General features: G+C 54.5%; 11 protein-coding genes. 7 read left to right on the plus strand and 4 right to left on the minus strand.

The features are described 5' to 3' along the window. Window positions 1–584 precede the first annotated feature (584 nt). The 3 genes from Enr10x_RS04305 to Enr10x_RS04315 all read left to right on the plus strand — a co-directional run bounded on the left by Enr10x_RS04305 (window position 585) and on the right by Enr10x_RS04315 (window position 4,832). Window positions 585–2,432 (plus strand): phospho-sugar mutase, encoded by a 1,848-nt coding sequence (locus Enr10x_RS04305; RefSeq protein WP_145448256.1) that lies wholly within the window; start codon window positions 585–587, stop codon window positions 2,430–2,432. Between the two features lie 271 nt (window positions 2,433–2,703). Continuing rightward, window positions 2,704–3,918 (plus strand): inositol-3-phosphate synthase, encoded by a 1,215-nt coding sequence (locus Enr10x_RS04310; protein WP_145448257.1) that lies wholly within the window; start codon window positions 2,704–2,706, stop codon window positions 3,916–3,918. Window positions 3,919–3,932: 14 nt separating this feature from the next. Then, complete coding sequence (locus tag Enr10x_RS04315) at window positions 3,933–4,832, plus strand: UbiA family prenyltransferase (protein ID WP_145104346.1); 900 nt, start codon at window positions 3,933–3,935, stop codon at window positions 4,830–4,832. 21 nt (window positions 4,833–4,853) lie between these two features. Here Enr10x_RS04315 and Enr10x_RS04320 read toward each other — a convergent pair whose 3' ends face one another. Continuing rightward, window positions 4,854–5,123, minus strand: a complete 270-nt coding sequence (locus Enr10x_RS04320) for a hypothetical protein (protein WP_145104348.1) — start codon at window positions 5,121–5,123, stop codon at window positions 4,854–4,856. 244 nt (window positions 5,124–5,367) lie between these two features. On the opposite strand from Enr10x_RS04320, the gene Enr10x_RS04325 reads away from it, so the two are divergent. The 3 genes from Enr10x_RS04325 to Enr10x_RS04335 all read left to right on the plus strand — a co-directional run bounded on the left by Enr10x_RS04325 (window position 5,368) and on the right by Enr10x_RS04335 (window position 8,412). Beyond that, window positions 5,368–6,546, plus strand: a complete 1,179-nt coding sequence (locus Enr10x_RS04325) for a multidrug effflux MFS transporter (protein ID WP_145452602.1) — start codon at window positions 5,368–5,370, stop codon at window positions 6,544–6,546. A 127-nt stretch (window positions 6,547–6,673) separates the two neighbouring features. Next, window positions 6,674–7,591 carry a CHAD domain-containing protein gene (locus Enr10x_RS04330; RefSeq protein ID WP_145448258.1) on the plus strand — a complete coding sequence of 306 codons (918 nt, stop codon included), beginning with the start codon at window positions 6,674–6,676 and terminating at the stop codon, window positions 7,589–7,591. 140 nt (window positions 7,592–7,731) lie between these two features. Further along, window positions 7,732–8,412 carry a hypothetical protein gene (locus Enr10x_RS04335; protein WP_145448259.1) on the plus strand — a complete coding sequence of 227 codons (681 nt, stop codon included), beginning with the start codon at window positions 7,732–7,734 and terminating at the stop codon, window positions 8,410–8,412. 11 nt (window positions 8,413–8,423) lie between these two features. Here Enr10x_RS04335 and Enr10x_RS04340 read toward each other — a convergent pair whose 3' ends face one another. After that, a complete protein-coding gene (locus Enr10x_RS04340; RefSeq protein ID WP_145448260.1) occupies window positions 8,424–8,939 on the minus strand; it encodes a GNAT family N-acetyltransferase in 516 nt (171 codons plus the stop codon). 88 nt (window positions 8,940–9,027) lie between these two features. Continuing rightward, window positions 9,028–10,203 (minus strand): ligand-gated ion channel, encoded by a 1,176-nt coding sequence (locus tag Enr10x_RS04345; protein WP_145448261.1) that lies wholly within the window; start codon window positions 10,201–10,203, stop codon window positions 9,028–9,030. Window positions 10,204–10,540: 337 nt separating this feature from the next. On the opposite strand from Enr10x_RS04345, the gene Enr10x_RS04350 reads away from it, so the two are divergent. After that, window positions 10,541–11,008 (plus strand): DUF1569 domain-containing protein, encoded by a 468-nt coding sequence (locus Enr10x_RS04350; RefSeq protein ID WP_197997479.1) that lies wholly within the window; start codon window positions 10,541–10,543, stop codon window positions 11,006–11,008. A gap of 8 nt (window positions 11,009–11,016) precedes the next feature. Here Enr10x_RS04350 and Enr10x_RS04355 read toward each other — a convergent pair whose 3' ends face one another. After that, on the minus strand, window positions 11,017–12,264 hold the full coding sequence (locus tag Enr10x_RS04355) for a hypothetical protein (protein ID WP_145448262.1): 1,248 nt from the start codon (window positions 12,262–12,264) through the stop codon (window positions 11,017–11,019). Between the last annotated feature and the right edge of the window lie 35 nt (window positions 12,265–12,299).

Consider the following 12,299-nt stretch of genomic DNA (forward strand, 5'->3'; position numbering starts at 1 on the left):
GTTCATCATGGATCAGGACATTGGAGCGGAATCGCAGGAATCAGGTATTGAAACGGAGAGTCGGGCTCCCGTTGTCTGCTGATTCTGAAATCAAGATTGGTATATCCAGTAAATCTGTATAACGTTTAACTCACCTATTCTGCCACTGTGGTGATGGGGAATCAAGGACTTGATCGATGGGAAACCAAAATCTGGCAAAGTCTTAACGAAAAGAATTCTGCTGCTATGGGCAAAAATTCAGTGGATGAGCCAGGAGCAGGTTCCCCTCTGATTCCTACATTCGTTCCGATCGGAATAATTGAATTCGATTCTGTATCATTACAAAGTAGCGTTTTCCAATCGGGGGGAGTCAATTCTGCTGGAGGTCATGGGAGGTACCGGAGAATCGGAAGGGGCGTGAGGGTTGGCTCACAGCGTTTTTCCCTCTACAATCTAACTCGTAATCAGAACCCACTCTCACGATCCCACATCGTGTTGTACGGTCAGGGAGCCGGTTCGGTTCTGAAGCAGAAGCGACTGATATATAAGAATTTACACACATAGAAACCAGTTTCCGCGGTCTCAATAACGAAAACGAGAACAGGATGAACCAGCCGTCCCCCGCTATCAATTCCGAGCAGGCACTCGACCTGGCCCGGAACGCTGTCACGGAGAAACAACTTTCCGAATCCGCATTTGAAAATATGAAACGCTGGGTTACTGAACCTCAGTACGCCAGCTATCAACCGGCACTGTTTCAGTTGATCGAAGACAAAGCGTTCGACAAGCTGGATACCTACTTCTGGGAAGTCATCCCGTTTGGAACCGGCGGACGCCGGGGACTGATGAGTGAGCTGGGATCAGCCACGATCAACGAACGCACGATTGCCGAGTCGGCGCATGGGCTGGCAGCCTATTATAAAAAATTCTCAGGGCAGGAAACCGGTAAGGCGGCGATTGCCCACGATTCACGAATCAACTCTCCCGAGTTTGCCCGGATCGCAGCCAGCGTGCTCGCCGGACACGGACTGACCGTTTATTTTTTCGAGACGGCCCGTTCGACGCCGGAACTTTCATTTGCCGTGCGGCACCTGGGCTGTGACGTCGGAGCAATGATCACCGCTTCACACAATCCCCCGTCGGACAATGGTTTCAAGGCCTACTGGTCCACCGGCGGTCAGGTCCTGCCTCCCCACGATCAGGGAATTATCGACGAAGTCTACCAGGCGACTGACATTCCGCTGGTTGATTTTGATACCGCAGTTCAAGAGGGAAAGATCCAGCTGATCGATGAAGAGGTGGCCGGCGAATATCGCAAGTCAGTAGCCGAACAAAGTCACTCCAGTCATCGGGAACTGAAGGGACTGTTTACCCCGCTGCACGGTGTGGGAGAAACCTCCGTGTTTCAGGTCCTGCAGCATGTGGAATTCCGGGGTGTGGAACGATTCACACCTCAATGTGAACAGAACGGTAACTTTCCGAATGTTCCCGATCAGCTGCCGAACCCGGAGCGGGACGAAGTCTATCAGCCGGCGATCGAACAGGCGCTGCAGACCGGGGCGGAAATCATCCTGGCCAGTGATCCCGACGCCGACCGCATGGGCGTATGTGTCAAAAATGATGCAGGCGAATTTGTGCATCTGACCGGAAACCAGATCGGAGCTCTGCTGGCCGATTACGTTTTGAAAAAACGGATCGAGAACAGCAGCCTGACGCCTGAGCATTTTGTCGTAGAGACCATCGTGACCACGCCGCTGATTGCTGCGATCACGCGGAAAGCCAACGTGCGGATCATCAATAATCTGCTGGTCGGCTTCAAATACATCGCCGAGACGATGGATGCCGAAGGGCCGGATAAATTTGTATTTGGAACGGAAGAATCACTCGGATATCTGGCGGGGAAATACTGCCGGGACAAAGACGCAGCGGTGGCTGCACTCTGGGCGTGCGAACTGGCTGCGGAGCTGAAAACCGAGGGGAAAACGTTGCTCAATCGCCTGGACGAACTCTATGTCGAACATGGCTATCATCTGGAAGGCCAGGTCTCCAAGACCTGTAAAGGTTCACAGGGGAATGTGCAGATCAAGCAGCTGATGAAAGCCTTTCGTGGCACTCCTCCACAGAAAATGGGCCAGCTGACGTTCACCTCAGTGCAGGATTACCAGGATCTCGAAATTCGCTCATTACCCGAAAATACCACGGCCGAGACCTTTTCTAAACCCAAAGGAAATGTTCTGATGTTTGAAGCGCGGTCGGAAGACTCGCCTCTGACAGTCCAACTGGGTGTCCGTCCGTCCGGTACCGAACCGAAAATTAAATTCTATTACTTTGCCCAGGCAGAGGTCGCTGACGCCGGTCAGTTGACTGAAACCAAAGCGGCAGTCCTGTCCACCATTGACGAGTTCAAACAGGCTCTGATGGACTGGATCGATCAGACTCTCCAAACCAGCTGAATCAGATACAGATCGGATAAAAATGTTGGTTCGCTTCGCATTTCCTGGATTGTGAACTGGCGCCAGCCATCTATAATATTAAGCAAATTTAAATATATTATCAGGCAAATATTTGTCATCAACTTCCCTCAGGATTGGTGATCCAGCATCAGCAGTCAGGAAATCTGTCCGGCGATGAGTCGAGCGGGTTTCAATTTGCCTGCTCCCACCCGGCTTACTATCATCAGCGATTACCACCTAATTCAACTTTTATCAGATTTCAGGCAACAAAATGACGCAACAACGTATCGGGATTTGGATCATCGGGGCATGGGGCGGAGTGTCTACGACAGCCGCTGTCGGATTATCGGCACTGACGAAAGGGCTGACGGGCACCAGTGGCCTCGTTTCAGAGAATCCTTATTTTGAAAAACTGAACCTGCTCGGCTGGGATCAGTTCGTGATCGGCGGCCACGAAATCCGCGATACTTCGTTTGTCGATGCCGCGCAATATTTCAGCGAAAATTCCGGCGTGTTTCACCCGGCACTGTTGAAGGCAGTCGAAGAAGATCTCAAAGCCTACGATGAGAACGTGAAGCCGGGCACGCTGATTCACGTCGGCGATACGATTCGCTCCCTGGCAGGTGATGCCGTCCGCAAGTTCGATACCGAGACCCTGCAGGAAACGCTGACCCGCCTGACAGCAGACATCAAAGCATTTCAGGAAAAGCATGATCTGGCTCACGTGGTGGTCGTCAACCTGGCTTCTACGGAACCGCCCGTCGATGAAGCCGCGAAGTCATTGAGCCTGGCCGAACTGAAAGAGGCACTCGAGAGCGGGGTGACGTCTCCGGTTCCCGCGAGTTCGCTGTATGCGATTGCAGCGATGGAGGCCGGCTGTTCGCATCTTAACTTCACTCCTTCCGCAGGCACCGATCTGCCGGCACTGATCGAACTGGCAGAAGAGAAGCAGGTGCTGCACGGCGGGCGGGACGGGAAGACTGGCGAAACCCTGATGAAAAGTGTGCTGGCCCCCATGTTTGCCCACCGTAATCTGAATGTCATGAGCTGGGTCGGACATAATATTTTCGGGAACCTCGACGGTAAGGTACTGGACGATCCCGTCAATAAATCCAACAAGGTGCATTCGAAAGATCATCTGCTGACGGAAATTCTGGGCTACAAACCCCAGACACTGGTCTCCATCGAATACATCGAATCGATGGGTGACTGGAAGACTGCCTGGGATCACATCCACTTCCAGGGTTTCCTGGACACCAAGATGGCCCTGCAGTTCACCTGGCAGGGGACCGACTCGATTCTGGCCGCTCCGCTGATGCTGGACATGGTCCGCTTTACCGAACGTGAGTGGCGCCGTGGGAACCGCAGCGGAGTGATGTCGTACCTGAGCTCGTTTTTCAAGAGTCCGATGCAGGCCACCACTCCGGAATTTGAACGACAGTACCAGCAGCTGGAAGCCTGGGCCGACGCCGTTTCCGAGGAATAGAAAACAACGTCAGCATGAAAAAGTGTCTTGCGTATTTACAATTGATGCGATTCCCCACCGTTTTCACAGCGATGTCGGACATCATTCTGGGGTTTCTGCTGACGCATAATTCGTTTGAGCCGCCGCTGGCTTTCGGGCTGTTGCTGGTCGCTTCAGCCGGCCTGTATCTCTCGGGCATGGTGTTCAATGATGTCTTCGATCGCAAAGTCGACGCCCAGGAGCGTCCTTCGCGGCCGATTCCCTCCGGGCGGATTTCCACGCAGAGTGCCGCAGTACTCGGCGGGATGCTGATGCTGGCCGGCGTAGGAGCAGCCCAGACGGTCGGTAGACAGAGCCTGATTGTGGCGTGTCTGCTGGTAGGGGCGATTCTGGGTTACGACGTCATTTTGAAAAAGACGTTCCTCGGTCCGGTGATGATGGGGATCTGTCGCTTCCTGAACCTGATGCTGGGAGCCAGCGCCGTGGCGCGGGAGATCAATCTCTGGGTCAAACCGCAGTTGCGGATCGCAGCAGCCATGGGGCTGTTCATCATGGGGCTCACCTGGTTTGCCCGGATGGAAGCGAAACAGAGCCACCGCGGCCATCTGATCGGGGGACTGCTGGTGATCAACGCCGGTCTGGGAGGGCTGGTCTGGATGTTGGCAACGTATCCCTGGCCGCGTGAAATCAATCTAACGATGGTCCTGGCGGCCGCCGGCGTAGTGATTCTGACCATTAACCGTCGCCTGGTGCAGGCGATTCTGAACCCGGCGCCCCAGAACGTGCAGATCGCCGTCAAGACGATGCTTATCTCGTATGTGATGCTCAACGCGATCATGGTCTTTGTCTGGACCACCAACCCCACTTACGCGATCATCACCGCCGCACTGCTGCTGCCCACGATCCTGCTTTCCCGCTGGATGGCAGTCACCTGATCGGGGCAGGCAGAGTTCCTGTTACTGGACCGGTTGGAAGCCCATGACCTGGTAGCGGGCCAGTTCCATGGTGTCGGTCAGTTTGATCGCACTGATCGCTTCGTAGGACAGCATGACTTTACGGGCGCCCAGGGAGTCCGGCTTATCTCGCTCCAGCAGCACGACATTCGGGGAGAGCAGGAAATTCTGAAAGGGAATCGATTCCTGGTAGTTCGTCAGGATGATGCCCTGTTTGGGAATCGCTGCGGGCCAGTTCTCTAAAATGGAACGCCAACCTTCTGCACTTTGCATTGTCTTTATCTCTCAGAGGAAATACGGAAATAAACTCATACAACGCGAAAGATAGAATTTCGCGGACTTTTCAGCAAGAGGAACATCTGGAGAGCCCTCGGTTTGCACCCGGGAGCCGGGACGCTATGATTCACCAACGGGCGCCGGATGACAGTTGATACATGGATGACTCTCTAATAGAAAATTGCGTTCCTTGAGTGAGAAACGAGAACCAGCCGCGATTCCGTTTGCGGAATTTGTGGCGATGATGGCTTTGATGCAGTCGCTGGTGGCTTTGTCGATCGATGCGATGCTGCCCGCTTTGACGGAAATTGGTCAGGATCTGGGGGCCAGAGCGGCAAACGACAGCCAGTTAATCGTTTCCTTCCTGTTTCTGGGACTCGCGTTCGGGCAGGGCGTCTATGGGCCATTGTCTGACACCACCGGTCGCAAACCAGCCGTCTACCTGGGGTTTACCCTGTTTCTGGTGGGCAGCCTGCTCTCGCTGTTAGCCACGGATCTGAATGTGATGCTCGGCGGCCGGTTTCTCCAGGGGCTGGGACTGGCAGCGCCCCGCTGCGTGATCGTGGCAATTGTCCGCGATCAGTACGAAGGTCCCGCCATGGCCCGCGTGATGTCGTTTGTGATGACGATTTTCATCTTCGTGCCCGCCATTGCACCGACACTGGGGCAGGGGATTCTGCTGATCGCCCACTGGCGGGCCATTTTTGCTACTCTGCTGGGCTGCGGACTGCTGACGCTTGCCTGGTTTGCGCTCCGCCTGCCCGAGACGCTCAGCGTGGAACGCCGGATTCCTTTCTCTCTGGCGCGCATCAAGGCGGCTGTGATCGAAGTCTGTTCGCACCGGGTTTCGCTGGGATACACGATTTCACTGGGGCTGATCTCCAGTGCCTTCCTGGGTTATTTGAGCTCGGCGCAGCAGATCTTCCAGAAGCAGTACCAGCTGGGAACGATGTTTCCGTTGTACTTCGCGATTCTGGCACTCTGTATCGGCAGTGCCTCGTTTGTGAACGGACGCCTGGTGATGCGGTTTGGCATGCAGAACCTGTCGCGGTGGTCTAAACGGTTTTCGACGGTCATCTCGCTGTTGTTCTTTCTGTACGTGCTGAGTACCGGCGGTCAGCCTCCCCTGTGGACGATGATGGGGTACATGATGATTATTCTGTTCTGCTTTGGAATCATGTATGGGAATCTGAATGCGATGGCGATGGAGCCGCTGGGACATATTGCCGGTATCGGGGCGGCGGTGATGGGGGCGCTGTCGACTTTGATCTCAGTCCCCTGCGGGATTCTGATTGGTCACAGTTATAACGGCACCGTAATTCCGGTGATCAGCGGATTCATGATCTCCGGAGTGCTGATCGTGGTGGTCATGCATTGGGTAGAAACCGTGCCGTCAGAGCCCGTCAGTGAGACAGACTGAGAGATTTGAAGTGCCGGACTGTTTAACAACCCGGGATGCTTCTGGTATGGTAGACTGAGTCAGATGTCGTCATTTGAATTTGTTCTGATTCACTGTGGGCATTATTTTTTCTGTTTCAGGATTCACGATGAGTTATCTGTTTCAGCAGGATGAGTCACTGGCGGACGGCGTGCGGCGGATCGCCGGACATCAGGTACATAAAGCGATCGAGGAATTACAGAATTCGGAGTCGGACCGGCACGAGGCGATTCATGAGGTCCGCAAACGGTTCAAGAAACTGCGGGGGCTGATTCGCATCGTCCGACCGGGGTTGGGGGACCAGTACAGCCAGATCAATGTCTGGTACCGCGATGCAGGGAGGCGGCTCTCTCGTGTGCGCGATGCGGAATCGATGCTGGAATCGCTGGGTAAACTGAAGGCCCGTTTCGACGATCCCGCCTATGTGGACCTGTTTGCCGCCTTCGAAAAGTGCTTTCAGGCCCGCAAACAGCAACTTGTGGAAGAGTGGATCGACCTCGAACAGGAACTGCAAACGCTGTGTGAGGAACTGCAGACCGCGCAGAAGCAGATCGAAAACTGGAAGATCAAAGGTAATCCGGACAAGATCCTGCGGGAGGGCCTGCAGCAAAACTATCGACGCGGCGCAGAAGCGCTGGCGACACTGCACGAGCAACCGAGCGACGAACTGTTCCACGAGTGCCGCAAGCGCAGCAAGTATTATCTGTATCACATGCGACTGTTGAAAGATGTCTGGGAGCCGATTCTCTCCGCGCAACTGTCGGTGCTCGATCAGTTAAACGATTACCTGGGCGACGATCACGATCTGGCGGTGATGACCTGTCAGTTGACCAGTGAACCGGAGCGCTTCGGTGCGGCCAGCGATATCGATCAGCTCTTAACGCTCATCGCTCGCCAGCGCGAAGAATGGCAGTCCGCGGCGCTGGCCCTGGGTGACCGGATCTATGCAGAAAAGCCGAAGGCGTTTGCCAGACGACTGCAAACCTACTGGAAGCTCTGGCAGAATACAAACGCGAAGAAATCGTGACCTCATCGGCAGGTACCGCGGAACCGTTCTTGTATTCGGTCATTTTTCAAGGTACATTGATTTTTCCGTTCCTATTTGAAACCGCAGCTGATCGCGTTCAGGTGGCGGCCGACTTCTGAAGATGAGCCACGGAGATCACGATGGACTCAAACGACCACGCCGAATCACAAATCCCTCCCTCCACGCCGGAGACAGATCAGCAGTACCCGCCCTACCGTTCCCCGCTGATTGTCAGGGGGCTGGTGTTTGCCTTTCTGATTGTGGTAGTGGTCAGCATTTATTCCGGCAACATTTTCAAACCCGCTCCCGAAGCGCATTCATTCAAAGGCGAGATGCAGCAACTGGGTTTGGCCTATCATGAATTTCATCGAAAACAGGAACGTTCGCCTGCCAGCCTGGAAGACCTGCAGGACTTCATTGCCAATCCTCCCCCGCCCCCCAAAGCAGACGGGATCGTCCCCCCCGATCCCGTAACGGTTGTGACTCTGCCGGACAGCCTCGAGAAAATGATCAAAGAGGGTACCGTGGTTGTGATCTGGAATGCAGTGCTGACCGATTCCGGACAGGAGAACGACAAGTATCTGCTTGCGTACACGAAAGATATCACCCAAAACGGCGGTTTCGCAATGACGGCCGCGGGGCGTGTGCTGGAACTGACGCCCGATGAATTCAGGGCGTATCCGCTCGTTCCCGCTGTCGTTGACGAAGTGGAGCCTGCCGAAGCTGATGCCAAAGCTGAGGAGTCTCCCCAGACCAGGTCCAGTGACACAGCTGAGGAAAAGCAGACCGAGGCAGAAAAACCGCCAGCCGATAAAGAGTGACGCTGTGTGATCTAGTCTGCCTCAGGTTCCGGGATTCGCAGTAGCGAAATCAAGAGGCCCCGTTTCTGGCCTTGGACCTCAGCGATTTCGGGCAGATGCCCGCAGACCTCGAAGCCGAATTTCTCATTCAGATGTTTCGTGCCTTCGTTGTGATCGAAGTGCATGCCGATCAGCGTGGTGATGCCGAGTGCCGGACAGGCATCAATCATCTTCTGCAGCAGGAACGTGCCCAGTCCCTGTTTCTGATGCGAATTCGACAGGTAGAGACTGACTTCGGCCGTCTTATCATACGCCGGTCGGCCCGCATAAAACGAAGTCACGTAGATGCAGCCTACGATCTGACCAGTTTCGTCTTCGGCGACCCAGATCGGGCGTTTCTCCGGTGAGAACTGGGCAAACCACTGGCGCCGACTTTCAACGGTAATCGGCTTCGTGTCCGCAGTCGCGGTACCGGCGGGGATCGACTGGTTGTAGATCTCGACGATCGCGGGCAGATCATCCGGGGTGGCATCGCGGGTGGTAATCATGATGGCTTAGTTGGAGTCCCGTTTTGCAGGAGGAAGACAGCGGGGCAGACGATGAACGTCATTCGACATGTTGTACCGTCTCCAGTGGCTAAAATACAAATGAGATGAGGATCACCGCTACCAGAATCAGGGGATACAGGGGCCGCGACCAGAAGTCCATCTGGGCCACCAGGCGTTTATTCTGAATGCTTTCTCCTTTGAGCAGGTAGGTGTTTATCACCGTCTGGATCAATCCTGAAAACACGGTGAGGGTCGACAGCATGATGAAGCGATCGATGCGCGTGATGTAAGAAATGCGCGGCAGCAGCACTGTAATGGCAAACAGGTAAGCGACCAGTGTCAGGAAAGCCGAAGTCGAGATACCGATGTTGGTGCCCGATTGCTCGGGGTTCAGCCAGCGGGGAAGCCAGGACATGATTACGATCAGGCATAACGGCAGAATGACCTTCATGATGTAATAGTCGGGCTGCCGGGCCACCTTGATTTTCATTTCAAAACCGGCGACACCGACGGGGCTCTGATCCGGATAATAGGAAGCAGCCTTTGCCTGGAACGAGAGGATGTCAAAGTCGGGCAATGAAAAATGTTTCGCCAGGTTGGATGTCCTGCCCAGGTCACCGACCAGCGGAACCATGACCACCTGTTTCTCAGACAGTCCGGGGGCCACGAGTTGGATAGACAACTCCTGCTGGTCGAAGGGAAAGTCGCGCAGGTTCAGGGGCTGTGAGAAATGCCCCCAGACTTTCTGCCGATGGATGACGGTCCCATCTGGCAGGATTTCGGCTGATTCAGGATACGACTTCCAGGCGTTCTGCTGGCCGACAATGGTCAGACGCGGGTTCCAGATATCGCTCAGATCAACGTGCAGCGGTCCGGGACCCGGGTGTTGGAGCAGATGATTTTTCCAGCGGGCTTCATAATAGATACTGGCTGCGAAACTCTGGTCGGCTGAATTGATTTCATCGATGTCGATCACATAAATCAGGATCTGCACCTCCGTTGCTTCTCCCGGACTGGAGGGCCGCTTCAATTCCGGTTTCGGCTCTTCGACCAGGGATGATTTCGGGGTATCATCCGCATCAGCAGGAACAGGAGCTCTGAGAGGTTCGTCTGTTGCGACAGCAACAGAATTTTGGTCTGCACCCCCTGGCAGAGAGGAAACATCTGAGCCAGGGACAATTTCCTGTGCAGCACCGGGGACGGGCAGACCTGAGATGAGCAGTCCGACATTGAGAAAGAACCGAGGTAAAAATGCGTTTGTCAATCAAGTGTTCCTTCTGGAGTCCAGGGGGGCAGACTGTCTGAAGCTGAAGAACGCGCTTCCATTATTCTTGAATTATACCGGCAGTCAGATCGCGGATCTCTGGATTTTTTCGCTTCGGATTAGAAATCGCTTCAATCCCCGACCGATCCATCTGCGGAAATGGATACTTTGGCCTCTCTCAGGTAAAAAAAGCAAGAAATCCCGGTATGCCCGTTTCATAAAATGACAGAAAAGTTTATACAGGGCCTGCCTGAAGTCAGGCTGAGTTGTAACGAAATGGAGAGGGTGTGCTGGTCCATGAGAAGGGACCGGGGAAGCGACCACGGGAATTAAATCGATGATTGAAGATTTGCGGGAGCTGAAATTCGAACGGCTGGAAGACGCGGTCGCGGAAGTGGAGTCGCTGTTGCAGACTGGCTACACGCAGCGGGGCAAGTGGAATCTGGCCCAGATCTGCCGCCATTTATCACTGGTGCAGGATCCCGCGCTTGATGGTTATCCGAAGTGGATGCTGCTCTTCGCTCCTCTCTGGCCGGTGATGCGACGGCTTTTTCTGCCCCGTCTGCTCAAGGGAGATTCTCCCCAGGGAATTCCGACGACCCCGATTTTCGTCCCGGCGGAGAACCTGGAAGACGCCGCGGAGGCGGAAAATTATGCCCAGAGCGTCGCCCGTTTCCAAGCCCACGAGGGACGCTACCACTGGCACCCCGGCTTCGGCCGCCTGGATCGCGAAACACTGGAAACCGTTTACACAACCCACGCCGCCCATCACCTGCGGTTTCTGGAACCACAGAGGGAAACGTGAATTCCAGGTCAGTTTCCCAGGTACCAGACTTTCATGGCTGCTTTGGCACGCTGAGGATTACCAGCAACATCAAACATCCTGCCTGTCGGCTGGATACGATCGATGATTTTCTGGCAGCATTCACCGACGCGAAAGACACGATGGGAGCTCCCACACCGTGTGAAACTGTCGTCGTCGACGGCATCGATCAACTGTTCCAGTGCGACGTCCCCCAGATTGACCAGTTGAGTGGCTGGGCTCCCTTTATACAAAACTTGATTGAAGGAGTAGATGCCGCCATTCCACGGGCCTACGCGAATCCCGTTTTCTGCCTTCTGATCCCGCAACTGGTAGATCAGTTCAGCCACCTGTTCCCGAGGTGTCATTTGCGCCAGCGGTTTGATTGTTGCCTGGGCATGTGCATTATCTTCTACAATCATCCGGGTTAAGATGGCAGCAGATTCTCTGGCTTGAATCGCGCTGGTACTTTGTGGATAACGTGTTGTGATCTCCAGAAAACGCTGGCGCAGCCGTTCGCGACTCATTGTCGGTTCGCTGAAGGCCTGTAAGGTAGCTGCCAGGTCAGAAGATGCCATATCCTCGGAAAGTAAATTTTTGATCCCGACCAGTCCCACTGGTTTACCCGTTCTCAGGTCGGGAAGCTCTGCCAGGTAGCTGATCAGGTCTTCCGCCTGTTGTTTGAATCCGTTGCCGAAACAGCCGCGCGCAAGAATAAACAGGGCTACCGGCTCATCTGTTCGGTCGGCTTCAAGTTTGTGATGAACTTCCTGTCTGTTGAGTGCCCGGAGTTCCTCCAGCCGTTCGATTACATCAACGCGAAGGTCAAACTCTTGATAGCGATATGGTTCTCCTGAGAGCATGTTGTACTCATCTCTGGTGAAGGACTCAGTGCTCATGCCGAACGTGAAAACCAGCTTTTCTGTATCAGTGGAATCCAGCAAAAAGGCATAAGCATAATGGGGCTTTTCTTTGACGTCCCACGTTGACCGATAGGTCCCCAGATAGATCCGCAGATATTTTCGATCATCGAGGTTCGGTACATCCAGTGTATCAAACCACTCAAACAGCGCGCGACTGTGTGCCGAGAGGCTCTGTTCTGCGGGGATGATCTGCTCAGACGCCTTAACGGCTTCAGCCTGCGAGCCTGCAGATGTTCTGGCGCTGTTTTGAACCGGCGTGGTTGAATCCGACTTGTCAGAACAGGCAGTCAGCAGAAGGGATAAAGCTGACAGAGCCAGGGGGAACGTGCGATGCATCGGGAACTCCATTTCAGACCGAACAGGTGAACTGC

It is taken from the genome of Gimesia panareensis, assembly GCF_007748155.1.
Classification (GTDB): Bacteria; Planctomycetota; Planctomycetia; order Planctomycetales; family Planctomycetaceae; genus Gimesia; species Gimesia panareensis.